The organism is Bifidobacterium castoris, from assembly GCF_003952025.1.
In the GTDB taxonomy this organism is placed as follows: domain Bacteria; phylum Actinomycetota; class Actinomycetes; order Actinomycetales; family Bifidobacteriaceae; genus Bifidobacterium; species Bifidobacterium castoris.
Genome location: NZ_QXGI01000001.1, coordinates 409268 through 434441, shown reverse-complemented (window position 1 = coordinate 434441; position 25174 = coordinate 409268). Strand labels below are relative to the sequence as shown.

Below are 25174 nucleotides of genomic sequence, written 5' to 3'. Positions count from 1 at the left end.
ACCCGTCCGCATGGCTAGGGAGGCCGGTCCCCAAGGGGCCGGCCTCCTTCGCGTATGGGGATGGATCAGAAGGATAATGCGCCACGGCCCGTCTACCGGCCGATGCGCATGACGCCCGCGGCACCGTTCAGGAGGCGAAGGCGGCCACGCCCCGCAGGAAGCCGTCGACCGTCGCCCAGTACAGTCCGGGGGCGGTCGCGAGCGAGGCGACGTGGCCGGCGCCGTCGACGACGAGCAGTTCGCAGTCGTTGCTCGCGCACGCCCCGTAGAGCCTGCGCGCGCTCGACGGGGCGACGATCATGTCGGCGTCTCCCTGGATGAACAGCGTCGGGACCGTCAGGCGCCGCACGGCGTCGAGCACGTCGGCGTCGGCGAGCGATGCGGCGGCCAGACGTCCCAGCAGCAGGTTCGCGACGCCGACCGACGGGCGCGCGAGCGCGCGCGGCGCATGCAGCGCGCCGGCCATGCTGTGCGCAAGCTGCGCCGACGCGGAGACGAAGGCGCTGTCGGAGACGATCGCCTTGATGTTCGGCGCATGGCACGGGTCGGCGCCGGCGAGCAGCACGCTCGCAGCGCCCATCGAGTTGCCGTGCAGCAGGATGCGCGCCCGCGGGTCGCGCGAGACGATGAGGTTGACCCACTGTTTGAGGTCCCTGCGCTCGAGCGCGCCCATCGTCACGTAGCGCCCCTCGCTGAGCTCGTGCGCACGCAGCGCCGGCGTGAACACGGTGAATCCCATCGCCGCGTAGTGCTGCGCCCACGGCGCCATCTCCTCGGGGCCGCCGGTGTAGCCGTGCACGCAGATCGCGTAGCGGTGGGGCAGCGGCCGCGCCGTGTCCGGGTCGAAGCGCCAGCCGTGCAGCCGCAGCCCGTCGTAGCTGCGGATGGCGACGCCCTGCCGTGTCATCTCGAACCAGCGGTGCGCCTGTCCGGGGACGGGGACGTTCGCGTCGTCGCGGTCGGCGAAGCCGCTCAGGCGCCGGCGCGCGAAGACCGAACGCGGGCAGTCGGCGTCGAGCGCGACGCGCAGCAGCGCGACGCCCGCGCCGCACACGGCGCCCGCGGCGGCGATCGCGCCTGCGGCCGCTGCGCCGGCGGCGACGCGGCCGGCCCACGATGACGATGACGACGATGCTGGCGATGACATGACCGGCGTTCCCTCGATTCCTCGGACGGATAGGCGACGTATCCGATGACTGCAGCCATTGTACATGGGTGCGCGCGCCGGGTCTCGGCGCGCGTTGTCCACGTCGGCGCCTATCGTCGAAACGTTGCTTTGGCGAGGGAAGGCGGTTCGCGCCTTCCGTTATCGACTCGGCACGAAGGCGCTCCCCAGTGCGCGTCTTCGGCTCGTTGATGCGCCGAAGACGGAGCATATAAGGAGAATCATCATGGCAAACACCACCATCGTCCTCGAAGGCGAACTGCGCACCGAGTTCGGCAAGGGACCGTCGCGCCGCATGCGCGCCGCGCAGCAGATCCCGGCGACGATCTACGCCGGCGGCGACCAGCCGGTCTACGTCAAGCTCCCGATGAAGGAGACGACGCTCGCTCTGCGCCACACGAACGCCCTGATCACCGTCAAGTACGGCGAGGGCAGCAAGCTCGCGGTCGTCAAGGACGTCCAGCGCAACCCGGTCAAGCGCATCGTCGAGCACATCGACTTCTACGAGGTCAAGGCCGGCGAGAAGATCGACGTCGAGGTGCCGGTCTTCGTCGAAGGCACCCCGAAGGGCGCCGCTGTCGCGTTCGTCGACATCCAGGAGCTCAAGGTCCGCGCCGACGTCAGCAACCTGCCGGAGCGCATCGTCGTGACCGTCGACGGCCTCGCCGACGGCGACAAGGTCTTCCTCAAGGACCTCGCGCTGCCCGAGGGCGTCGAGCTCGACATGGAGGACCTCGACGAGTCCGTCGTCACCGTCGAGGTGCCGCAGGACGCGCCGCTGACCGAGGTCACCCAGGAGCAGGCCGAGAACGTCCCGGCCATTGACGAGTCGAACCCGGCCGCCTGATTCCCCGCGCGGCGCATGCGCGCCGCCCGAACACCCGCGACGCCCGCCCCGGCATCCCCCCGGGGCGGGCGTCGCCGTCCTGCGCGGCGATGGCCAGTATGTGAACGGGCGGGACGCGTTGGACATGGGGTTGTGCAAGAGTGAAGCATGTCGGCGCCAAAAGCGCTCATGGACAACCACTACGATTTCGATTTTTCAAGACACACCCAAAGAAGCATCACCATGACCAATGAATCCCATCACGATCCCACGTACATCGATTCCCTCGCCGAGCGCTTCACCGTCCTGCCGAACCCGGATCCGGCCTCGGACGCCAAGCGCGAGGGGCTCATCGACAAGCCGGCCTTCGGCCAGGTCTTTTCGGACAGCATGGCCCATATGACGTGGACGAAGGGCGAAGGCTGGTCCGACCGCCGCATCGAGCCGTACGCGCCGCTCAAGCTCGACCCGGGCGCCTCGGTGCTGCATTACGCGCAGGAGGTCTTCGAGGGCCTCAAGGCGTACCGCCACGCCGACGGCTCCACCTGGCTGTTCCGACCGGATGCGAATGCGGAGCGCATGCAGAACTCGGCGAAGCGCCTGTACCTGCCCGAGGTCTCGATCGAGGACTTCCTCGGCTCGTGCGCCGCGCTCGTCGAGAAGGACGTCAAATGGGTCCCGGCGCGCCGCGAGTACACGCTGTACCTGCGTCCGTTCATCTTCGCCTCCGAGGCCTTCCTCGGTGTGCGTGCCCCCGAGGAGGTCGAGTACTGCGTCATCGCCTCGCCGTCCGGCCCGTACTTCGCCGGCGGCGTCAAGCCGGTGAGCATCTGGGTCGAGGACAAGTGGTTCCGCACCGGTCCCGGCGGCACCGGCTTCGCCAAGTGCGGCGGCAACTACGCCGCGTCGCTGCTCGGCGAGTACCGCGGCATCGCCGAGGGCTGCGAGCAGGTGTGCTTCGTGGACGCGGCCACGAAGACCTATCTCGAGGAGCTCGGCGGCATGAACATGATGGTCGTGCACAAGGACGGCCATGTCGAGACGCCGAGCCTGACCGGCAGCATCCTGCCGGGCGTCACGCGCCGTTCGATCATCCAGCTGCTCGAGGACGACGGCCATGACGTCGTCGAGACGATGATCGTGCTCGAGCAGCTGCTCGACGAGATCCGCTCCGGCGAGGTCATCGAGGTCTTCGCCTGCGGCACCGCCGCGATCGTCACGCCGATCGGCCGCTTCAAGTCCGAGAAGTTCGACGTCACCGTCGGCGACGGCGAACCGGGCGAGCTGACGATGGCGATCCGCAACCAGCTGCTCGGCATCCAGCTGGGCGAGATCGAGGACCCGCACGACTGGATGTGGAAGGTGTGCTGAGCGCTTCCCGTTGAATCGTAGTGACGGGGCGGGCATCATCGCGATGCCCGCCCCGTTTCGCATCCGGCGCCGACGATGACGCCGTGCGCGTAGGGGCGGCGGCCGCGCGTACAATGGGTGGGATTCGCGCCGGCGCGCGGGAAAGGAGATGCGATGGAGGTCGCGCTGCAGAGCTCGCCGTTCTTCCGGGGCGTCGAGTACCTCGCCATCTTCTGCTGCGGCATGGCGGGGGGACTCGCCGCGATCCGCAAGGGCTACGACGTCTTCACGATCATCATCACCGCATGGCTCACGGCGCTCGGCGGCGGCATCATCCGCGACGTGCTGCTCGGCGCCGTGCCGCCGGTCGGCATCTCCGACCGTGTCTCGGTGCTCACGGCGCTGCTCGCCGGCTGCACGGTCGCGATCATCCATCCGGAGGTGGACCGGCTCAAATGGTCGATGCTGACGATCGACGCGCTCGCGCTCGGCCTGTTCGCCGTCAACGGCTCGAGCAAGGGGCTGCTGTACGGCACGAGCGGCATGACGGCCGTCTTCCTCGGCACGTTCACGGCGATGGGCGGCGGCATGATCCGCGACATCCTGCTCAACGAGGTGCCGATGGTCATCCGTGACCGCCACTGGTACATCATGCCCGCCGTCATCGGCAGCATGCTCACGGTGCCGGTGTGGCGCTGGCGGGCGCGCGGCATGATCCCCGCGCGCGCCGCGATGACGCTCGACGTGGTGATCGTCGTCATCGTCGTGCTGCTGCGGCTCGGCTCGGTGCGCTTCGACTGGCAGCTGCCGCGCGCCGTGCCGCGCGCGAAGGTGCGTCTGCCGCGCGTGCTGCTCGAGCGGCGCATCCACCACCGCACCGGCGACGCGCATATGCGCGTCGCATCCGGACGGCCGGGGGAGGACCGCGGCGACGGGGCGGGCAAGGCCGGGGCGAAGCCGACCGTGCCGCATGACGGCTGACACGCATCGAGGGCGTCCGTGGCCGCAGCCGGCCGGGGACAGACTTATAAACTAAGGGGCCCGGATGGATCGCTCCATCCGGGCCCCTTAGCCAAACGTGAATCGGATCACATCGCGTTGATCCGCAGCGCCAGACCGGACTTGCGGTTCGCGGCCTGGTTCTTGTGGATGACGCCCTTGCTGGCCGCCTGGTCGAGCTTGCGGCCGGCGATCTGGAAGGCGGCCTCGGCGGCGGCCTTGTCACCGGAGGCGATGGCCTCGCGCGTGTGACGGATCGCGGTCTTGATCGCGGACTTGACCGCGACGTTGCGCCTGTGCGCCTTCTCGTTGGTGAGGACGCGCTTCTTCTGCGACTTGATGTTTGCCACTATGTATTCTCCAAACAACGGTTTCTATAAGGACATACGGATAAGAAGCATACCACGCACCGCGGATAAAGTCGTGCGCGGCGCGCGGGGCCGTTTGCCATGCGTTGCCGCTAGAATGGTCGCGGATATCGTACAACAGGAGGGCGGCTTGAGCCAGCATCACAATCAGCCCGGTTTCACCGATCAGTCGGCGATCCGCAATTTCTGCATCATCGCGCACATCGACCACGGCAAGTCGACGGTCGCGGACCGCATCCTTCAGCTCAGCGGCATCGTCCCCGAGCGCGAGATGCGCGACCGCTTCCTCGACCGCATGGACATCGAGCAGGAACGCGGCATCACGATCAAGTCGCAGGCCGTGCGCGTGCCGTGGACCTACGACGGCCAGGAGTACACGCTCGGCATGATCGACACCCCGGGCCACGTCGACTTCACCTACGAGGTCTCCCGCGCGCTCGCCGCATGCGAGGGCGCCGTGCTGCTCGTCGACGCCACGCAGGGCATCGAGGCGCAGACGCTCTCCAACCTGTACATGGCGATCGACCACGACCTGACGATCATCCCGGTGCTCAACAAGATCGACCTGCCGAGCGCCGAGCCGGACAAGCACGCCGAGGAGATCGCCGGCCTCATCGGCTGCGACCCGTCCGACGTGCTGCGCGTGTCGGGCAAGACCGGCGAAGGCGTGCGCGACCTGCTCGACCGCATCGTCGTCGACGTGCCGGCGCCGTCGGGGGACCCGGACGGCGACGCCCGCGCGCTCATCTTCGACTCCGTCTACGACTCCTACCGCGGTATCGTCACCTACATCCGCATGGTCGACGGCGAGCTGCGCTCGCGCGAGAAGCTGCACATGATGGGCGTGGGCACGACCTACGACCCGATCGAGATCGGCGTCATCAGCCCGGACATGATGCCGACGCGCGCGCTCGGCGCGGGCGAGGTCGGCTACGTCATCACCGGCGCGAAGGACGTGAGCCAGTCGAAGGTCGGCGACACGATCACGTCGGCCGCGCACCCGGCGTCCGAGGCGCTGCCCGGCTACCGAGACCCGCAGCCGATGGTGTACGCGGGCCTGTTCCCGATCGACAACGCGCAGTTCCCGGAGCTGCGCGAGGCGCTCGACAAGCTCAAGCTCAACGACGCCGCGCTCGTCTACGAGCCGGAGACCTCGGTCGCGCTCGGCTTCGGCTTCCGCTGCGGCTTCCTCGGCCTGCTGCACATGGAGATCGTCTCCGAGCGCCTCAGCCGCGAATTCGGCCTCGACCTGATCTCGACGGCGCCGAACGTGCCGTACGAGGTGACGAGCGAGGACGGCTCCGTGCACCGCGTCACCAACCCGAGCGAGTTCCCCGAGGGCAAGATCAAGAGGATCGTCGAGCCGGTCGTGGCCGCCGACATCATCACCCCCAAGGAGTTCATCGGCGCCGTCATGGAGCTGTGCCAGGACCACCGCGGCGTCATGGGCACGATGGAGTACATCTCCGCCGACCGCGTCGAGATGCACTACCGCATCCCGCTCGCCGAGATCGTCTTCGACTTCTTCGACCAGCTCAAGAGCCGCACGAAGGGCTACGCGTCGCTCGACTACCACGAGGACGGCGAGCAGGCGGCCGACCTCGTCAAGGTCGACATCCTCATCCAGGGCGAGAAGGTGGACGCGTTCTCGGCGATCGTGCACCGCGACAAGGCGTACAGCTACGGCGTCATGATGACGAAGAAGCTGCGCGAGCTCATCCCGCGCCAGCAGTTCGAGATCCCGATCCAGGCCGCGATCGGCTCGCGCATCATCGCGCGCGAGACGATCCGCGCGCTGCGCAAGGACGTGCTCGCCAAGTGCTACGGCGGCGACATCACCCGCAAGCGCAAGCTCCTCGAGAAGCAGAAGGCGGGCAAGAAGCGCATGAAGATGCTCGGCCACGTCGAGGTGCCGCAGGAGGCCTTCGTCGCCGCGCTCGCGACCGGCGAGACCGGCAACGACCGCGACACGAAGGACAAGATCCGCGCCGCCCAGAAGACCGAGGGCTGAGCGCGGCCGCGGCGGAGGAGCCAGATGACCTACGAGATTTACGTGCACGTGCCGTTCTGCCTTCGCCGCTGCGGCTACTGCGATTTCAACACCTACACGGCGCCGGACATGGGTCCGGGCGCCTCGCGCGGCGACTACGCGTCGACGGCGATCGCCGAGCTGCGCCTGCTGCGCCGCTGGCAGCTCGGGCACGGCATCGACGAGCCGGCCGTCTCGAGCGTCTTCTTCGGCGGCGGCACGCCCACCGTGCTGCCGCCGCGCGACCTGATCGCCGTCCTCGACGCGATCGGCGAGCTGTGGGGCGTCGAGGACGGCGCCGAGATCACGACCGAGGCGAATCCGGACACCGTCGACGCCGACGCGATCGGCGCGCTCGCCGACGGCGGCTTCACGCGCATCTCCTTCGGCATGCAGTCGGCGGTGCCGCACGTGCTGCGCACGCTCGACCGCACACACACGCCGCGCAACGTCGTAGACGGCGTGCGCGCGGCGCGCGAGGCCGGCCTCGAGGCGAGCGTCGACCTCATCTACGGCGCGCCAGGCGAGAGCCTCGACGACTGGCGCGCGAGCGTCGAGACCGCGCTCGCGCTGGGCGTCGACCATTTGTCCGCCTACGCGCTCACCGTCGAGGCGCGCACGAAGATGGGCCGGCGCATCGCCGCCGGCGAGCTGGCGGCGCCGGACGACGACGACGAGGCCGCCAAGTACGAGATCGTCGACGACATGTGCGCGGCCGCCGGGCTGCAATGGTACGAGATCTCGAACTGGGCGCGGCCCGGCCATGAGAGCCGGCACAACCTCGGCTACTGGAGGAACGTCGACTGGGCCGGCGTAGGTCCCGGCGCGCACAGCCACTACGCATTGCCCGCCGCGGACGGCCCCGCGCGCTCGCTGCGCGCATGGGACCTGCCCCATCCGCGCGTGTGGGCGCAGCGGGTGCGCCTCGGCGACGTGCCGTGGGCGGACAGCGAGCGGATCGGCGCCGACGAGGACGTCGAGGAGCGCGTCATGCTCGGCATGCGCCTGCGCGAGGGGCTCGATCTGGCCGGGATCGAACGCGTCAGCGGACGCGACGCCTCCGCCGTCGCCGACGAGCTCGTGCACGAGGGGCTCGTCGAGCGCGCGCGAGGCGGCCGCCTTGTGGCGACGCGGCGCGGCCGTCTGCTCAATGACGCCGTCATCGAGCGGCTGTTCGACGCGCTGCTGTAGAGACCCGTCTCACTATGTGAGTTTTTTTACCACGGCCGGCGCGCTCGTCATACTTCCGAAATATAGCGCCCAATAGAATGCGAAAGGCCGGATTGCCCGACCGCGTCCGCTGTGCCCGGCGCGCGCGGTCCCGCTGGATGGACGCGCCCGCTCCGCGATACGGTCGCGAGGCCGTCCCCATGCGCGGCGACGGTAATCCGGGCTGACCAACTGTGCGATAGGGGATGGGCGTCCCCTGTGACTAGAGAGGTGATTGCGGTGACGTTTGGAACCCCGCTTGATTTGACGATCCGTCGTCCGGAAGGCATGTACGACCCCGGCAGCGAGCATGACGCCTGCGGCGTGGGCATGGTCACCACCCTCAACGGCAGGGCCGAACGCAAGATCGTCGACGACGCCATCGAGGTGCTCGTCAACCTCAACCACCGCGGCGCCGTGGGCGCCGAGGAGAACACCGGCGACGGCGCCGGCATCCTCATGGCGATGCCCGACGAGTTCATGCGCGCTACGGTCGGCGCCGAACTGCCCGAGGCGGGACGGTACGCGGCCGGCATCGCGTTCCTCGACCGCGACATCGCCACCTGCGGGCGCCAGGAGCAGGCGATCGCGAGGATCGCCGCCGAGGAGGGCCTCGAGGTCCTCGCATGGCGCGTCGTGCCCACCGACCCCAACGGGCTGGGCCTGCAGGCGCTCGCCAGCATGCCGTCGTTCAAGACGCTCGTGCTCGCCGATCCGCGCCGCGAGCTCGCCGGCATCGAGCTCGACCGGCGCGTCTACCATGTGCGCAAGCGCGCCGAGCACGAGGTCGGCATCTACTTCGCGTCGCTGTCGGCGCGCACGCTCACCTACAAGGGCATGCTCACGACGATGCAGCTCAAGCCCTTCTTCCCGGACCTGTCCGACGAACGCATGAAGACGACGATCGCGATCGTCCATTCGCGCTTCTCGACGAACACGTTCCCGTCGTGGCCGCTCGCCCAGCCCTTCCGCCTGATCGCGCACAACGGCGAGATCAACACGATCCAGGGCAACCGCAACTGGTTCTCGGCGCGTCAGGGGCGCCTGAAGTCCGAGCTGCTCGGCGACATGGACGACCTGCTGCCGATCCTGACGCCCGGCTATTCGGATTCGGGCACCTTCGACGAGGTCCTCGAGCTGCTCAACCTCGCCGGCCGCTCGCTTCCGCACGCGATCCTGATGATGGTGCCGCCGGCATGGGAGAAGAACAAGGAGCTCGACCCCGACGTGCGCGCCTTCTATGAGTACAACAACGCGCTCATCGAGCCGTGGGACGGCCCGGCCGACCTCGTCTTCACCGACGGCGTGCAGGTCGGCGCGCTGCTCGACCGCAACGGATTCCGCCCCGGCCGCTGGCAGCTCACCGACGACGGCTACGTCGTGCTCGCATCCGAGGCCGGCGTGCTGCCGCAGGTCGACGACGCGCGCATCGTGCGCAAGGGCCGTCTCGAACCGGGCCGGATGTTCCTCGTCGACACGGCCGCCGGCCGCATCATCGAGGACGACGAGATCAAGCACGAGCTCGCCGCCCAGCACCCGTACCGCGCGTGGGTCGGGGGCAACACCGTGAACATGGCCCAGCTGCCGCAACGCGAGCACGTGAACTACTCCGACCAGTCGGTGCACCGCCGCCAGCGCGCCTTCGGCTACACGCAGGAGGAGCTCAAGATGGTGCTCAAGCCGATGGCGGACACCGGCAAGGAGCCGCTCGGATCGATGGGCACCGACATCCCGCTGTCCGTGCTTTCGGGGCGCAGCCGCATGCTCTTCGACTACTTCACGCAGAAGTTCGCCCAGGTCACGAACCCGCCGCTCGACTGGGAGCGCGAGAAGATCGTCACGTCGATCGAGTCGGCGATCGGCCCGGAGCCGAACCTGCTCGAGGACTGCGCGACGCATGCGAAGAAGATCCTCATCGAACAGCCCGTCATCGACTCCGACGAGATGGCGCAGCTCAAGAACGTCGACCGCGCCCGCCAGCTCGACGGCTACTACAAGCCGGCCGTCATCAAGGGCCTGTACCAGGTGACCGGCGGCGGCGAGGCGCTCAGGGAACGCCTCGACGAGATCTTCGACGAGGTCGACCGCGCGATCGAGGACGGCAGCAACTTCCTGATCCTGTCGGACCGCGACTCGAACCACATGATGGCGCCGATCCCGTCGCTGCTGCTCACGTCGGCCGTGCAGCACCACCTGCTGCGCCGCAAGACGCGCACGCAGGTCTCGATGGTCGTCGAGGCCGGCGACGTGCGCGAGATCCACCACGTCGCGCTGCTCATCGCCTACGGCGCCGCCTGCGTCAACCCGTACCTCGCCTTCGAATCGGTCGAGGAGCTCGCGCGCACCGGCTCCCTCGAGGTCGATGCCGCCACGGCCGTGACGAACCTCAAGAACGCGCTGTCGACCGGCGTGCTCAAGATCATGAGCAAGATGGGCGTGTCGACGATCATGAGCTACCGGGGCGCCCAGCTTTTCGAGGCCGTCGGCCTCAGCCAGGAGGTCATCGACGCCTACTTCACCGGCACCGTCTCGCGCGTCGGAGGCTGCGGCCTCGACGACCTCGCCGAGGAGGTGGCGATCCGCCACCGCGTCGCCTACCCGAACCAGTGGACGGCCACGCCGCACCGCACGCTGCGCACCGGCGGCGAGTACAAGTGGCGCCGCACCGGCGAGGAGCACCTCAACGACCCCGAGGCCATCTTCCTGCTGCAGCAGTCGACGCAGCGCGGCGACTACGCGATGTTCAAGCGCTACTCGGCGCACATCAACGACACGTCGAACCGGATCATGACGCTGCGCGGCCTGATGAAGTTCAACCACGCGCGCAAGCCCGTGCCGCTCGACGAGGTGGAGCCGGCCAGCGAGATCGTCAAGCGCTTCTCGACCGGCGCGATGAGCTACGGCTCGATCTCGAAGGAGGCGCACGAGACGCTCGCGATCGCGATGAACTCGATCGGCGCGCGCTCGAACTCCGGCGAGGGCGGCGAATCGGTCGAACGCCTCAACGACCCGATGCTGTGCAGCAAGATCAAGCAGATCGCCTCGGCGCGCTTCGGCGTGACGAGTGACTACCTCGTGCACGCCACCGACTTGCAGATCAAGCTCGCCCAGGGCGCCAAGCCGGGCGAGGGCGGCCACCTGCCGGGCGCGAAGGTGCCGCCGTGGATCGCCAAGGTGCGCCACGCGACGCCGGGCGTCGAGCTCATCTCGCCGCCGCCGCACCACGACATCTACTCGATCGAGGACCTCAAGCAGCTGATCAACGACGCGAAGATGTCCAACCCGAAGGCGCGCATCCACGTCAAGCTCGTCTCCGAGTTCGGCGTCGGCACAATCGCCGCCGGCGTCGCCAAGTGCCACGCCGACGTCGTGCTCATCTCCGGCTACGACGGCGGCACCGGCGCGGCGCCGCTCAACGCGATCCGCCACGCCGGCACGCCGTGGGAGATCGGCCTGTCCGAAACGCAGCAGACGCTCGTGCTCAACGGCCTGCGCTCGCGCATCACCGTGCAGTGCGACGGCGAGCTCAAGACCGGCCGCGACGTCGTCGTGGCCGCGCTGCTGGGCGCCGAGGAGTTCGGCTTCGCGACGACGGCGCTCATGGTCGAGGGCTGCGTCATGATGCGCGCCTGCCAGAAGAACACCTGCCCGCAGGGCATCGCGACCCAGGACCCGGAGCTGCGCGCACGCTACACCGGCAAGCCCGAGCACGTCGTCAACTTCATGATGTTCATCGCCGAGGAGGTGCGCGAGCTGCTCGCCGAGCTCGGCTTCCGCACGCTCGAGGAGGCCGTCGGCCACGTCGAGTGCCTCGACCAGGACGAGGCGATCAGGCGCTGGAAGTCGGAGGGCATCGACCTGGGCAACGTGCTCATGCAGCCGGGCCCGGTCCCCGGCACCATCCTGCACAGGACGACCGAGCAGAACCACGAGCTCGACAAGGCGCTCGACAACGAGCTCATCGCCCTCGCCGGGCCCGCGCTCGAACGCGGCGAGCACGTCACGATCGCCAAGGAGATCCGCAACGTCAACCGCACGCTCGGCACGATGCTCGGCTACGAGATCACGCGCCGCTACGGCGAGGAGGGCCTTCCGGACGACACGATCGAACTCGAGCTCGAAGGCACCGGCGGCCAGTCGATCGGCGCGTTCATCCCGCACGGCGAGACGCTGCGCATCGTCGGCGAGGTCAACGACTACGCCGGCAAGGGCCTGTCGGGCGGCCGCATCTCGATCGCCGCGCCGCAGGACGTCACCTACGACCCGCATGAGAACGTCATCGCCGGCAACGTCCTGGGCTTCGGCGCGACCTCCGGCGCGATGTTCGTCGCCGGCCGCGCGGGCGAACGCTTCGGCGTGCGCAACGGCGGCGCGACCTTCGTCGTCGAGGGCGTCGGCGACCACGGCTGCGAGTACATGACCGGCGGCGAGGTCGTCATCCTCGGCCCCACCGGCCGCAACCTCGGCGCCGGCTTCTCCGGCGGCCACGTCTACGTCCTCGACCTGGACATGGACAAGGTCAACCCGGCCTCGGCGGACGGCGCGCTGCTGTTCGAGCAGCTCGACGACGAGACGGCGGCGCATGTGCGCGACCTCGTCGAGCAGCATGCCGCACGCACCGGCTCGCGCTTCGCGCAGGGCCTGCTCGACGACTGGGAGCATGCGCGCGGCCGCTTCACGCACATGGTGCCCAGGCAGTTCGTCGCGATGACCCGCGCGATGGAGCGGGCGAAGGCCGAGGATATCGATTTCAATGAGCCCGGCGTCTGGGAGCAGACGTACGAGCAGGTTATGGAAGGAGCGCGCTGACATGGCAGATCCACGTGGATTCCTCAAGGTCCGCACCCGCAGGGAGCTGGCCGAACGCCCCGTCGAAGAACGCATCAGGGACTGGTTCGATGTGCATGCCGAGAACGGCCTGCAGGACTGGACCCGGGAACAGGCGGCCCGCTGCATGGACTGCGGCACGCCGTTCTGCATGTCCGGATGCCCGCTGGGTAACCTCATCCCCGAATGGAACGACCTCGTGCGTCAGGGCAAGTGGGAGGAGGCCTACAACCGCCTGTCGATGACGAACAACTTCCCGGAGGTCACCGGACGCATCTGCCCGGCGCTGTGCGAGTCGGCGTGCGTGCTCGGCATCCACCAGCCGCCGACGATGATCAAGAACGACGAGGTGACGATCATCGACCAGGCCTGGGCGCTCGACTACGTCAAGCCGCTGCCGCCGGCGCGCCTGAGCTCGCAGACCGTCGCCGTCGTCGGCTCGGGCCCGGCGGGCCTCGCCTGCGCGCAGCAGCTGACGCGCGCAGGCCACACCGTCGTCGTCTACGAACGCGACGACGAGGTCGGCGGCCTGATGCGCTACGGCATCCCGAACTTCAAGCTCGACAAGCGCATCCTCGACCGCCGCGTCGAACAGATGAAGGCCGAGGGCACGCGCTTCCGCACGAACACCGAGATCGGCCGCGACATCACCTGGGACGACCTGCGCTCGCGCTACGACGCGGTCGTCGTCGCGATCGGCTCGACGGTGCCGCGCGACATGAACATCCCGGGCCGCGAGATGGACGGCATCCACTTCGCGATGGACTTCCTGCCGGACGCGACGCGCCGCGTCTACGGCAAGGAGCCGGTGCACGGCATCACGGCCAAGGACAAGCACGTCGTCATCATCGGGGGCGGCGACACCGGCTCCGACTGCCTGGGCACGTCGATCCGCCAGGGCGCGAAGGACGTCACGGTCCTGCAGATCATGCCGCAGGAGCCGTCGTCTCGTCCCGACGACCAGCCGTGGCCGACCTTCGCGCGCCTCTACCAGAAGACGTCGTCGATGGAGGAGGGCGGCGAGTACGTGTACAACACGGACTCCGTCGGCTTCGTCGGCGAGGAGGACGGCACGAAGATCACCTACGAGCACGCGGCGCGCACCGAGGGCTTCGTCGCCGACGAGCAGGGGCACGTCACCGGGCTGAAGGTCGTGACCGTCGCCCCGGGCGCGGACGGTCCATTCACCCGCCAGCCGGGCACCGAACGCGTCATCCCCGCCGACCTCGTGCTCATCTCGGTGGGCTTCCTGCATCCGGACACGGCGACGCTGAGCGAGCAGCTGCCGTGCGATCTCGACGCGCGCGGCAACGTGGCGCGTGACGACGCCTTCCACACCTCGCAGGAGGGCGTGTTCTCGTGCGGCGACGCCGGACGCGGCCAGAGCCTCGTCGTCTGGGCGATCGCCGAGGGTCGTTCGTGCGCGGCCGCCGTCGACGCCTACCTCACCGGCGAGCCGACCGAGCTGCCGGCGCCGATCGTCGCCTCGCAGCGGCCGATGTCGCTGCCGCGGCGCTGACGCGCGCGAAGGGCCTTCGGATCCGGGGCGGCGCCTTGCGTCGATGGGCGCAACCCGCCGCCCGCATGCCGCGGGTTGCAGTACAGTAGAGGACGGTGAGCACGCCGGCACCGGCGTGGACAACGTGTCTTGCGAAAGGAGCAACGATGGCAAACCGTGCGGAGCGTCGCGCGCAGAGGAAGAAGGGCGTGCCGGACCAGTACGATGCGACGAAGGGTCGCGCGCGTTCGGGCATGATCGACGAATACCAGCTGCAGGAGAAGTCCCGCCGTCTCAAGGAGGGCAAGAGCGGCCCGTGGAAGCCGACGAGCAGCGAGCTCGAGCATGCCGAGGAGGTCGCGATGGACACCGACCCCAACGACTTCGACCCGCCGCAGGTCATCCGCGCGCCGCATTCGGTGCGTCAGTGGTTCCGCGTGGCCAGCTGGGTCGTCATCGTCGTCTCGGCGATCATGTTCTTCGTCGTCATGTGGCTGCCGCAGCATCCGCTGTGGTCGATCATCACCGTCTCCGCCTGCTTCGCCGTGGGCGTCCTGAGCCTGTTCTTCACGGCAGGCGACCCGAAGAACAACCCGAACCTCGACCAGAACGGCACCGCCGTCTGACCCCGTGCCGGACGATACGCGAAGGCGGCCGGACCGTTTTGAAACGGTCCGGCCGCCTTCGCGTATGATGCCTATGGGGGACGGTTACTTGATCTTCTCGATCTGCTCGAGCAGTTCGTCGATCTGGCCGTTGACGTTCACGTCGTAGCCGGCGAAGACGATCCTGTCCTCGCCGTCGAGCACGAAGGTGGAGCGGACGGTCTCATAGGTCTTCTTGCCGTCCTTGAAGTGTTCCTTGGCTGCGCCGTACAGCTTGTGCACGGTGTACTCGGGGTCGGACAGCAGGACGAAGTCCAGATCGTTGCTTTCGCGGAACTCCTGCAGCACCTTCACGTCGTCGGGGGAGACGCCGATGACGGTGTAGCCCTCCTTGGCGAAGCGCTCGAGGTTGTCCTGGAAGTCCTTCGCCTCGAGGGTGCACACCGAGGATCCGGCCTTCGGATAGAAGTAGAGCACGACGTTCTGATGCTTGAAATCGGCGAGCGCGTAATGCTTGTATTCGTCGGATTCGAGTTCGAAGTTCGGTGCCGTATCGCCTTTGGTCAGGCGTACCATGTTTGTTTCGCTCATGCCCCCAACGGTAGTGCAAAACGGGTGCGGGCGGGCGAAATACGCGGTCAGGGGAAGTTTTGCCGTCGAAAGCGAACCGTCCGCCGCCGCGTTCGGCGCCGGTGGTATGCGTCCGCGGTCCGCCCTCTTCCGGATGCCGGAATGTGCGCGGCGCCGGGGCGCGGCGGTGCGCTAGCGTGGCAGCAGCGTGCATGCACGCGGCGGACGGGAAACGGACGGGAGAGAAGGAGCGCGCCGATGCGAGACGATACCACCACAACCAAAGCCGGGGCGCGGGGCCATGGCGCAGACGCCGTCGCCCTGCGCGGCGTCGCCTTCCGCCGGGACGGGCGCACGATCCTCGCCGACGTCGACCTGACGATCGGCCGCGGCGAGAAGTGGGTGCTGTTCGGTCCCAACGGCATCGGCAAATCCACGCTCGTGCAGATGATGGCGACGCGCGGCCACCCCTCGTCGGGCACCGTCGACGTCCTCGGACGCCGGCTCGGCAAGGTCGACGTGTTCTCCTACCGCCATCTGATCGGATTGAGCTCGGCGGAGCTGCTGCGCTCGCTGCCCGGCGTCGAGGACCCGCTCGACGCCGTCGTCACCGCGCTCAAGGCCGTCACCGGCCGCTGGCGCGACACCTACACCGACGCCGAGATCGCGCGGGCGCGCGCCCTCATGCGCGACTTCGGCATCGAATACCTCGTCGGCAAGTCGATGGCGAAGCTGTCGGAGGGTGAACGCACGCGCGTCATGATCTGCCGGTCGTTGATGGCGCGTTCCGAGCTGCTCATCCTCGACGAGCCGATGACCGGCCTCGACCTGGGCGGCCGCGAGATCACGCTGCGCGCCCTGGGGCGGATCGGACGGGACGACCCGCGCGCCGTCGTCCTCGTCACGCACCGGCTCGAGGAGATCCCCACGGGATTCGACCATGTGGCCGTCATGGGGCGCACTCGCGGCGGCGAGGCGGACGCCTGCGCCGACGGTGCGGCCGGCCTCGACCCGGCGCCCGGCACGGTCGTGTACGCGGGGGGCATCGACGAGGGCCTGACCGACGAACGGCTCTCGGCTGTGTTCGGCCTCGACCTGGCGGTGCGCCGCGACGGGGGTCGCTGGAGCGCGCGCCTGCGCGGCTGAGGGGCCCGCGGGCCGGCGCGGGCGGCGGTTGCGTGCGGCCCTCGTGTACGCTAAGCGTTGGAAACGTGCCGGACGGCGCGGCCGCCCGAGGCCCGCGCCGATGAGTCAAGGAGTCGCCGTATGCGCCGTGGTCCCTTTGTGGCGGGGGAGAAGGTCCAGTTCACCGACAGGAAGTCGAACAAGATCACCGACCAGCTCGTCGCGGGAGGCTCGACGCAGACGGCGCACGGCCTGATCCTGCATGACGACGTCATCGGTAGGAGCGAGGGCATCGTCGTGACGAGCGTGACGGCCAGGCGCGAGGCGCAGGTCAACGCCGAGCATCCCGAACGCGACGCGAACAAGCCGTGGAAGGGCACGCGCGCGATCGGCGGCTGGCGGTACGCCGTCATGCGTCCGCGGCTGGCCGACTATGTGCTGTCGATGCCGCGCGGCGCGCAGATCATGTATCCGAAGGACACGGCCCAGGTCGTCGAGCTGGGCGACATCCGCCGCGGCCACCGCGTGCTCGAGTCGGGCGCCGGCTCGGGCGCGATGAGCCTGCACCTGCTCGAGGCGTGCGGCGCCGAGGGCGAGCTGACGACGATCGAGCTGCGCCCCGAGTTCGCTCGAGTCGCGCAGGCGAACGTCGACCTGTACTACGGCGCGCATCCGGGCAACTGGAACCTGCTGACCGGCGACTTCGACTCGGTCGCCGCCACGCTGCCGGCCGGATGGTTCGACCGCGTCATGCTCGACATGCTCGATCCGTGGAACCGCCTCGAGCAGGCGGAGCGCGTCATCGCGCCCGGCGGCGTGCTCACCTGCTATGTGACGACGACGACGCAGATGGCCAGGCTCGCCGAGGCACTGCGCGCATCGGGACGCTGGAGCGAGCCGCAGATCCAGGAGACCCTCGAGCGCAACTGGAAGGCGCAGGGGCTGGCGGTGCGCCCCGACCACCAGATGATCGGGCACACCGGCTTCCTCGTCGTCTCGCGCGCGATGGCCGACGGCTTCGAGGCGCTGCGCCGGCGCGAGCGCGCGGCGAAGGACACGACGACCGACATCGACTCGCTCAGCCCCGAACAGCGCGAGGCCGTCTTCGAGGAGCTCGAGCTGCGCGACATCTCCGACCGCAAGCTGCGCAAGGTGCTGCGCGACCTCGACGCGCAGCTGCGCGTCATCGGCGACGCCGAGCGCGAATAGGCGGGCGCCGGCGCCCACGGCGCTATACTGCATATGACCAGCGCCCCGATGGGGCCACCGATGGACGAAAGAGCGTGCATGAACGTCAGGAAGGCCGCAAGGAAGGCGAAGGACTACCAACACGTGCTGCTCGTCATGCGGCACGCGAAGACCGAGCCGTCGAACGCGAAGGGAGACTTCGAGCGCGAACTGCTCGACAAGGGCCTCAAGCAGGCCAAGCGCATGGCCAAGGGGCTCAAGTCGATGGGGCTGGAGCCCGACCAGATCGACTGTTCGAGCGCGGTGCGCGCCCGCCAGACCTGCGAGCGCATGCTCAAGGTGTTCGGCGACGGTCCGAAGGTCGACTACACGAAGTCGCTGTACGAGGACGGCATGCAGTCGGTGTTCGACGCGCTCGCCTCGTGCAAGGACAAGCGGCGCACGCTGCTCGTCCTCGGCCACGAGCCGACCGTGTCGATGGCCTGCCAGTGGCTTGCCGGCCCGCGGTCCGGACAGGACGTGACCGACCTGCTCAAGCTGGGCATGTCCACGGCCTGCGTGGCCGTGTTCGGCTCGGACGCGCCGTTTCGCAAGTGGGGCGTGCACGAGGCCGACCTCATCGCCGTGCTCTCGCCGAAGGACTTCGACTGACGCTCCCGCGCCGCCGCGGGGCCGCCGGGCCTTCGGGCCCGGGCTATAAGCTGCGGTTATGACGTCGTCTCAATAACCGGTATGGCCGTTTCGCGGCTTTTTCGCAAGACGTGGGCGCCGCCGCCCGGGCCGGTCTGCTAGCGTGATGCACGTTGCAGCAAGCAAGCCCGATTTTTGGAGGCACCCATGAGCGTTCCCACGTCCATCTCCGGTTTCCCGCGCATCGGCAGGAACCGCGAGCTCAAGAAGATCATCGAAGCGTACTGGAAGGGCGACGCGTCGCTCGACGACGTGCGCCGCGTCGGCCGCGAGCTGCGCGCCGAGCATTGGCGGCTCGAGCGCGCCGCCGGCATCGACCTGATCCCGAGCAACGACTTCAGCCTCTACGACCAGATGCTCGACACGGCGATCCTGCTCAACGTGATCCCGGCGCGCTACCGCCGCCTGTCCTTCGACGACCCCGAGCAGACGCTGTTCGCGATGGCGCGCGGCTATCAGGGCGAACGCGGCGACGTGACCGCGCTGCCGATGAAGAAGTGGTTCACGACGAACTACCACTACCTGGTGCCCGAGTTCGACGAGGCGACCGAGGTGCGGCTCAACGGCACGAAGCCCTTCGACGAGTACCTCGAGGCGAAGGCGCTCGGCTACCAGACGAAGCCGGTGCTTATCGGCCCGTACACCTTCCTCAAGCTCTCGCGCGACGACCAGGCGCGCGAACTGAGGGTCGACGAGGGCCTCATCGACGCCGTCGCCGGCGTCTACGCCGAGATCCTGCGCCGCTTCGCCCACCTCGGCGCCGCATGGGTGCAGCTCGACGAGCCGTGCCTCGTGCTCGACAAGGACGACGCCGACGTGCGGCTGTTCAAGTCGCTCTACTCGCGCATCCTGCCGGCGCGCGAGGGGCGGGTCAAGGTGCTGCTCAACACCTACTTCGGCGACATCGCCGACATCTACGAGACCGTCAGGCTCTTCGAGTTCGACGGCGTCGGCCTCGACCTGGTCGAGGGCCGCGAGGCGAACCTCGCCGCCGTCGGGACCCACGGCGTGGGCGAACGCACGACGCTGTTCGCCGGCGTCGTCTCCGGACGCAACATCTGGCGCAACGACTACGCGGAGAGCATCGCGCTCGTCGAGGGGCTGCAGCGCGTCACCGGACGCGTCGCCGTCGCCTCCGCCTGCTCGCTGCTGCACGTGCCGTTCAGCACGAAGGGCGAGGAGGCGCTCGGCGACGACGTCCTGCGGCACTTCGCGTTCGCCGTCGAGAAGCTCGACGAGGTGCGCGAGATAGCCGACCTCGTCGACCTCGACGACGACGCGAAGAAGGCGTCCGACGTGCTCAAGGCGAACCAGCTGCTGTTCGACGGCAGCCGCGTGGCGCGCGACGATGCCGTCAGGGCGCGCCTCGAGGCGCTCGCCGACGACGACTTCACGCGCCTGCCCGCGCGCGCCGAGCGCCAGCGGCTGCAGCGCGAGGCGCTCGGCCTGCCGCCGCTGCCGACGACGACGATCGGCTCGTTCCCGCAGACCAGTCAGATCCGCGCCGAACGCGCGAAGCTGCGCAAGGGCGAGATCAGCCGCGACGAATACGACGCGTTCATCAAGGACCGGATCGACGACGTGATCCGCCAGCAGGAGCAGATCGGCCTCGACGTGCTCGTGCACGGCGAATTCGAGCGCAACGACATGGTCGAGTACTTCGGCCAGCGCCTCAACGGCTTCCTGTTCACGAAGAACGCGTGGGTGCAGTCCTACGGCACGCGCTGCGTCAAGCCGCCGATCGTGTGGTCCGACGTCTCGCGCGCCGAACCGATCACCGTCGAATGGAGCCGCTACGCGCAGTCGAGGACCGACAAGCCGATGAAGGGCATGCTCACCGGCCCGGTCACGATCCTCAACTGGTCGTGGCCGCGCGAGGACATCTCCGCCGAGGAGCAGACGCGCCAGCTCGCGCTCGCGATCCGCGACGAGGTCCTCGACCTCGAGGCCGCCGGCATCCGCATCATCCAGATCGACGAGGCCGCGCTGCGCGAGAAGCTGCCGCTGCGCCGCTCCGACTGGCACGCGAAGTACCTCGACTGGGCGATCCCGGCGTTCCGCCTCGTGCATTCGGGCGTGAGGCCGGACACGCAGATCCACACGCACATGTGCTACTCCGAGTTCAACGACATCATCCGCGACATCGACGCGATGGACGCCGACGTCATCTCCTTCGAGGCGTCGCGCGGCGACCTCGTCGTCCTCGACGCGATCGACGACGCCGACTTCGAGACCGAGGCCGGCCCCGGCGTCTACGACATCCACTCGCCGCGCGTGCCGGGCGAGGCCGAGATCGAGGAGCGCATCGGCGAGATCCTCGCCAAGATGGACGTCGACAAGGTGTGGATCAACCCCGACTGCGGCCTCAAGACCCGCGGCGAGGCCGAGACGTGGCCGAGCCTCGGGCACATGGTCGAGGCCGCGAAGGCCGTGCGCTCGCGCCTGTGACCCTGCGCGCCCGCCCCGGGGCGGGCGCGCCCATCGCGCATCGCCGGCGCATGACGCCGTCGGCCCCCACGCGACGACGATGCCCTCCCTTCCTCCTTACCCCTTTACCCCCTCCCGCTTTCCCGTTCCAACCTCCCGTATCCGAGGACGACCCATCATGTCCATCTTCTCCCTGGAGATCTTCCCGCCCAAGCGCACCGCGCCGGTCGGCACGATCTACGACACGCTCGACGGCCTGCAGGGCCTCGAACCCGCCTTCATCTCGGTGACCTACGGCACCGGCAAATCGGTCGACCGCACCGCCACCGCGCGCATCGCGAACACGGTGCGCGCCGAATACGGCATCCCCGCCGTCGCCCACCTGACCGCCCAGTACCTCGACGAGGCCGGCGCCGAGGAGGCGCTCGACCTGTTCGACCAGGCGAAGGTCGCCGGCGTCCTCGCGCTGCGCGGCGACCGCAACCCAGAACGCGAACCGGCGAACGTGTTCCGACACGCCTCCGACCTGGCCGCGTTCATCCGCGAGCGCCGCCCCGACCTGCCTATCTACGGCGCCTGCTACCCGGAGAAGCACCCCCAGGCGGCGAGCCTCGACGAGGACATCGACAACCTCAAACGCAAGGTCGACGCCGGCGTCACCCATCTGATCTCCCAGCTGTTCTACGACGACGAGGACTTCCTGCGCTTCCGCGACAAGGCGCGCGCCGCCGGCGTCGACGTGCCGATCGAGGCCGGCATCATGCCGGTCGCCAACTGCGCCTCGGTGCGCCACATGGCCGGCCTGTGCGGCTCGAGGATCCCCGAACCGCTCGCCGCCATGCTCGACATGTGGGGCCACGACCCGGCGTCCCTCAAGGAGGCCGGCATCATCTACGCGTCCGAGCAGATCCGCGACCTGACCGCCCGCGGCGTCGACGGCATCCACCTGTACACGATGAACCGGCCGTGCGTCACCCGGCGCATCTGGGCGAACACGAAGGCGTTCTTCGGCTGAGCCGCCCGCAGCGTCATCCAGCACGGGTAGATTGGACCCATGGACCAAGGCACACCGACGAACATCCCCACCCGCGACGTCATCCACGCCGGACTGCAGAGCATCGGCAGGGCGAAGCAGCTCATCGCCGACCTGCTCGGCGCCGACGCCGACCACGAGGCCGTCGCGACGCTGCTCGGCCAGCTCGCCGCATGCGACGACCCCGACACGGCGCTCGCGAACCTCGTCGACATCCGCCGTTCGCTCGCAGACCGGGGCGAAACGCTGTCCTCGATCGCAGCCGGCGAGGCCGCCATGGCGCGCCTGATCGGCGTGCTCGGCGCCTCGAACGCGATGGGCACGCTCATGCGCTTCCGCCCGGCGCTCGTGCGCGCCGCCGTCGCCGAACCGCGCCGGACGGCGGCCGTCACACGCGAGGAACGCCGACGGCGCATCCTCGAGGCCGTCGGCGCCGACGCCGAGTCCGGCGCCCCGATGGCCTCCAAACCGCTCGCCGAGGCGACCGGCGCGCTGCGCGCCGACTACCGCGAGCAGCTCGCCGCGATCATGGCGCAGGACGTGACCGACGGCGACCCGATCGAGATCCAGCCGAAGATCAGCGGCGAACTGTCCGACCTGGCCGACGCGGCGCTCGAAGGCGCGCTCGCGGTCGCGAGGCGCGAGACGGCCGGATCCGAACACGTGCGTTTCGCGGTCATCGGCATGGGCAAGCTCGGCGCCCGCGAACTCAACTACGTCTCCGACGTCGACCTCATCTACGTCGTCGAACCCGCCGACGGGCAGACCGACAATCCGACGCTCACGCGCATCGGCACGAAGATCGCGACGACGCTGCAGCGCATATGCCAGTCCGTCGTGTCCGGTGTGGCCGAGCAGCCGCTGTGGCAGATCGACGGGGCGCTGCGCCCCGAAGGCAAGGACGGCCCGCTCGTGCGCCGCCTCGACGCGCATGAGGCCTACTACGGGCAGTGGGCGCAGAACTGGGAGTTCCAGGCGCTGCTCAAGGCGCGCGCCGTCGCCGGCGACGCGGACCTCGGCGCCGACTACGAGGCGATGGCCGCGAAATTCGTCTGGACGGCCGCCAGACGCGAGAACTTCGTCAACGACTGCCAACGCATGCGCGAACGCGTCGAGGACCTCATCGCCGCGCCGCTCAAGGACCGCGAGATCAAACTCGGGCGCGGAGGCCTGCGCGACGTCGAGTTCACCGTGCAGATGCTGCAGCTCGTGCACGGGCGCACAGACGCGTCGCTGCGCGTGCGCTCGACGCTCGACGCGCTGCAGGCGCTCTCCGACGGCGGCTACGTCTCACGGCCCCAGGCGAAGGCGCTCGCCTGGGACTACCGTTTCGAACGCGTGCTCGAACACCGCCAGCAGATGTGGATGCTCAAACGCACCCACCTGTTCCCCGATCTGGGCCGCGGCAACGTCGGCGGCCTCGAGAGGAAACGCACGCTCAACACCGACGAACTCAACCAGAACCCCGAACTGCACCGGCTCGCCCGGGCCGTGCACATGCGCCCCGAGGAGCTCGTCGGGCAATACGACGAAACCCGCCAACAGGTGCGCCGCCTGCACAACGACATCTACTACCGGCCGATGCTGCCGATCAGCGCGACCTCGCCCGACGAGGCGGTCGCGCTGAGCGAAGAGGCGACCCTCGAACGCTACGAGGCGATCGGATTCGCCGACCCGGCCGCCGCGTTGCGCCACGTGCGCGCCCTGACCGACGGCGTCACGCGCGCCGCGAAGATCAACCGCATCCTCCTGCCGGCGGTCCTGCGCTGGCTCGGGGAAGGGCAGAACCCCGACATGGGCCTGCTGTACTGGCGCACGCTCGAGGAACACTTCGGCGGCGAACACGAATACCTCGGCTTCCTGCGCGACTCGCCGTCCGCCGCCCGGCGCCTGTGCCACGTGTTGTCCAACTCGCGGTACCTGGGCGACGCACTCAACAAATCCCTCGAATCGATCACCTGGCTGGGCGACGACGCGAAGCTGCACGCCCGCTCCCGCGCCAGCCTCGACACGCAGTGCGCGGCGATCATCGACCGCCACTCGCACGCGGCCAGGGAAGCGGCCACCGCGCTGCGCGCCCTGCGCCGCCACGAGATCGAACGCATCGGACTGGGGTGGATGAGCGGCGTCATCCAAGGCCCCGAGATGCTCGAAGGCATGACCGACGTGTACGACGCGATCCTCGACGCCGCGCTGCGCTGGTCCGTCAACGCCCAAATGCGCGCCGACGGCATCGACGCCGCCCCGGCGGCCATCACCATCATCGCGATGGGCCGCTACGGCGGACGCGAGGTCAACTTCAGCTCCGACGCCGACGTCATCATCATCTACCGCCCCAATGCGGGCGCCGACGACCAGGCCGCCAACCGCTTCGCACGCAAGGTCCAGGAGCAGCTGCGCATGCTCGTGCAAGGCCCCGTCAGCCTCGAACCGAAGATCGAACTCGACATGGACCTGCGCCCCGAAGGCAAGAACGGGCCGCTCGTGCGCTCCTACGCGTCATGCGAGGAATACTACCGCTCATGGTCCAGCACATGGGAACGCCAGGCGCTGCTGCGCGCCCGCGCCGCCGGCGGCGACATGGCGCTCGCGGATGATTTCCTGACGAACATCGCCGATCCGTTGCGCTACCCGGACCGCGCGCTCACCGAGGAGGAGATCGGGCAGATCCGCAAACTCAAGGCGCGCATGGAAGCCGAACGCCTGCCGCGCGGCGTGCGGCGCGACCGCCACCTCAAACTCGGCAAGGGCGGCCTGAGCGACGTCGAATGGACCATCCAGCTGCTGCAGCTGCAACACGCGCACGGCGACCCGGACCTGCGCGTCAACTCCACCACGGAGGCGTTGGGCGAACTCGTGGCCGACAACGTGATCGGCGAGGAGGACGCGAACACGCTCGGCGAGGCGTGGCAGATGTGCACCGACGCGCGCAACGGCAACTACCTGTGGAGCGGACGGGCCAGCCAGGCGGACATCCTGCCGACCGACATGTACTCGCTCGGCGGCATCGCCGTCTACCTCGGCTACGACGCGAACCACGGCCAGCGCTTCGAGAACGACATCCTCGCCCAGATGCGACGCAGCCGCGAGGTGTGCGAACGGCTGTTCTACGGCGTCGAGGCGTGACGGCATTCGCATCGTGAGACGGGACACGCCCCGGGTCCGCATCCGGCCCCCAATAGGCGGGTGCGGTTATAGTTGGAGAGGTCACTTCGGTGACCACCTTCACATTCGGTCAGAAAGGTGAGTCATTGGCTAGCGAAGC

17 protein-coding genes are annotated in these 25174 nt (G+C 68.9%); 14 read left to right on the top strand and 3 right to left on the bottom strand.

Features of this window, described 5'->3' with window-relative positions:
- Window positions 1-127: 127 nt before the first annotated feature.
- Window positions 128-1147 carry an alpha/beta hydrolase gene (locus tag D2E22_RS01985; RefSeq protein ID WP_126031431.1) on the bottom strand — a complete coding sequence of 340 codons (1020 nt, stop codon included), beginning with the start codon at window positions 1145-1147 and terminating at the stop codon, window positions 128-130.
- 244 nt (window positions 1148-1391) lie between these two features.
- On the opposite strand from D2E22_RS01985, the gene D2E22_RS01980 reads away from it, so the two are divergent.
- The 3 genes from D2E22_RS01980 (at window position 1392) to D2E22_RS01970 (ending at window position 4322) form a co-directional block, all read left to right on the top strand.
- Complete coding sequence (locus tag D2E22_RS01980) at window positions 1392-2012, top strand: 50S ribosomal protein L25/general stress protein Ctc (RefSeq protein WP_126031430.1); 621 nt, start codon at window positions 1392-1394, stop codon at window positions 2010-2012.
- Window positions 2013-2234: 222 nt separating this feature from the next.
- Window positions 2235-3362: a branched-chain amino acid aminotransferase gene (locus D2E22_RS01975; RefSeq protein WP_126031429.1), complete on the top strand. Its 1128-nt coding sequence runs from the start codon at window positions 2235-2237 to the stop codon at window positions 3360-3362.
- A gap of 153 nt (window positions 3363-3515) precedes the next feature.
- Window positions 3516-4322 (top strand): trimeric intracellular cation channel family protein, encoded by an 807-nt coding sequence (locus D2E22_RS01970; RefSeq protein WP_126031428.1) that lies wholly within the window; start codon window positions 3516-3518, stop codon window positions 4320-4322.
- Window positions 4323-4429: 107 nt separating this feature from the next.
- Here the strand turns inward: D2E22_RS01970 and rpsT are convergent, their stop codons facing one another.
- Complete coding sequence (rpsT, locus tag D2E22_RS01965; protein WP_126031427.1) at window positions 4430-4690, bottom strand: 30S ribosomal protein S20; 261 nt, start codon at window positions 4688-4690, stop codon at window positions 4430-4432.
- Window positions 4691-4805: 115 nt separating this feature from the next.
- Between rpsT and lepA the strand changes: the two genes are divergently transcribed.
- From lepA to D2E22_RS01940, 5 genes are all read left to right on the top strand, one after another.
- Window positions 4806-6719, top strand: a complete 1914-nt coding sequence (lepA, locus tag D2E22_RS01960) for a translation elongation factor 4 (protein WP_420897229.1) — start codon at window positions 4806-4808, stop codon at window positions 6717-6719.
- Between the two features lie 24 nt (window positions 6720-6743).
- A complete protein-coding gene (gene hemW / locus D2E22_RS01955; protein ID WP_126031425.1) occupies window positions 6744-7928 on the top strand; it encodes a radical SAM family heme chaperone HemW in 1185 nt (394 codons plus the stop codon).
- Between the two features lie 258 nt (window positions 7929-8186).
- Entirely contained in the window at window positions 8187-12755 is a 4569-nt protein-coding gene (gene gltB, locus D2E22_RS01950; protein WP_126031424.1) for a glutamate synthase large subunit, read from the top strand.
- A 1-nt stretch (window position 12756) separates the two neighbouring features.
- On the top strand, window positions 12757-14292 hold the full coding sequence (locus D2E22_RS01945; RefSeq protein ID WP_126031423.1) for a glutamate synthase subunit beta: 1536 nt from the start codon (window positions 12757-12759) through the stop codon (window positions 14290-14292).
- A 146-nt stretch (window positions 14293-14438) separates the two neighbouring features.
- Window positions 14439-14897: a tripartite tricarboxylate transporter TctB family protein gene (locus D2E22_RS01940; protein ID WP_126031422.1), complete on the top strand. Its 459-nt coding sequence runs from the start codon at window positions 14439-14441 to the stop codon at window positions 14895-14897.
- 84 nt (window positions 14898-14981) lie between these two features.
- Here the strand turns inward: D2E22_RS01940 and D2E22_RS01935 are convergent, their stop codons facing one another.
- Complete coding sequence (locus D2E22_RS01935) at window positions 14982-15467, bottom strand: peroxiredoxin (protein WP_126031421.1); 486 nt, start codon at window positions 15465-15467, stop codon at window positions 14982-14984.
- A 237-nt stretch (window positions 15468-15704) separates the two neighbouring features.
- Here D2E22_RS01935 and D2E22_RS01930 point away from each other — a divergent pair, with 237 nt between their 5' ends.
- The 6 genes from D2E22_RS01930 to D2E22_RS01905 all read left to right on the top strand — a co-directional run bounded on the left by D2E22_RS01930 (window position 15705) and on the right by D2E22_RS01905 (window position 25035).
- Window positions 15705-16592, top strand: a complete 888-nt coding sequence (locus D2E22_RS01930) for an ABC transporter ATP-binding protein (protein WP_126031420.1) — start codon at window positions 15705-15707, stop codon at window positions 16590-16592.
- A 120-nt stretch (window positions 16593-16712) separates the two neighbouring features.
- Complete coding sequence (locus D2E22_RS01925) at window positions 16713-17780, top strand: tRNA (adenine-N1)-methyltransferase (protein ID WP_126031419.1); 1068 nt, start codon at window positions 16713-16715, stop codon at window positions 17778-17780.
- Between the two features lie 78 nt (window positions 17781-17858).
- A complete protein-coding gene (locus D2E22_RS01920; protein ID WP_126031418.1) occupies window positions 17859-18410 on the top strand; it encodes a SixA phosphatase family protein in 552 nt (183 codons plus the stop codon).
- A gap of 186 nt (window positions 18411-18596) precedes the next feature.
- Entirely contained in the window at window positions 18597-20897 is a 2301-nt protein-coding gene (gene metE, locus D2E22_RS01915; protein ID WP_126031417.1) for a 5-methyltetrahydropteroyltriglutamate--homocysteine S-methyltransferase, read from the top strand.
- A 157-nt stretch (window positions 20898-21054) separates the two neighbouring features.
- Entirely contained in the window at window positions 21055-21891 is an 837-nt protein-coding gene (gene metF / locus D2E22_RS01910) for a methylenetetrahydrofolate reductase [NAD(P)H] (RefSeq protein WP_126031416.1), read from the top strand.
- A gap of 39 nt (window positions 21892-21930) precedes the next feature.
- A complete protein-coding gene (locus D2E22_RS01905; RefSeq protein WP_126031415.1) occupies window positions 21931-25035 on the top strand; it encodes a bifunctional [glutamine synthetase] adenylyltransferase/[glutamine synthetase]-adenylyl-L-tyrosine phosphorylase in 3105 nt (1034 codons plus the stop codon).
- Window positions 25036-25174: the final 139 nt, after the last annotated feature.

Coding starts and splice junctions, on each gene's coding strand:
- hemW (WP_126031425.1), top strand. CDS start 6,744: ATGACCTACGAGATTTACGTGCACGTGCCGTTCTGCCTTCGCCGCTGC.
- D2E22_RS01905 (WP_126031415.1), top strand. CDS start 21,931: ATGGACCAAGGCACACCGACGAACATCCCCACCCGCGACGTCATCCAC.
- D2E22_RS01985 (WP_126031431.1), bottom strand. CDS start 1,147: ATGTCATCGCCAGCATCGTCGTCATCGTCATCGTGGGCCGGCCGCGTC.
- lepA (WP_420897229.1), top strand. CDS start 4,806: ATGGTCGCGGATATCGTACAACAGGAGGGCGGCTTGAGCCAGCATCAC.
- D2E22_RS01975 (WP_126031429.1), top strand. CDS start 2,235: ATGACCAATGAATCCCATCACGATCCCACGTACATCGATTCCCTCGCC.
- D2E22_RS01945 (WP_126031423.1), top strand. CDS start 12,757: ATGGCAGATCCACGTGGATTCCTCAAGGTCCGCACCCGCAGGGAGCTG.
- D2E22_RS01930 (WP_126031420.1), top strand. CDS start 15,705: ATGCGAGACGATACCACCACAACCAAAGCCGGGGCGCGGGGCCATGGC.
- D2E22_RS01980 (WP_126031430.1), top strand. CDS start 1,392: ATGGCAAACACCACCATCGTCCTCGAAGGCGAACTGCGCACCGAGTTC.
- D2E22_RS01925 (WP_126031419.1), top strand. CDS start 16,713: ATGCGCCGTGGTCCCTTTGTGGCGGGGGAGAAGGTCCAGTTCACCGAC.
- D2E22_RS01940 (WP_126031422.1), top strand. CDS start 14,439: ATGGCAAACCGTGCGGAGCGTCGCGCGCAGAGGAAGAAGGGCGTGCCG.
- metE (WP_126031417.1), top strand. CDS start 18,597: ATGAGCGTTCCCACGTCCATCTCCGGTTTCCCGCGCATCGGCAGGAAC.
- D2E22_RS01935 (WP_126031421.1), bottom strand. CDS start 15,467: ATGAGCGAAACAAACATGGTACGCCTGACCAAAGGCGATACGGCACCG.
- metF (WP_126031416.1), top strand. CDS start 21,055: ATGTCCATCTTCTCCCTGGAGATCTTCCCGCCCAAGCGCACCGCGCCG.
- D2E22_RS01920 (WP_126031418.1), top strand. CDS start 17,859: ATGAACGTCAGGAAGGCCGCAAGGAAGGCGAAGGACTACCAACACGTG.
- D2E22_RS01970 (WP_126031428.1), top strand. CDS start 3,516: ATGGAGGTCGCGCTGCAGAGCTCGCCGTTCTTCCGGGGCGTCGAGTAC.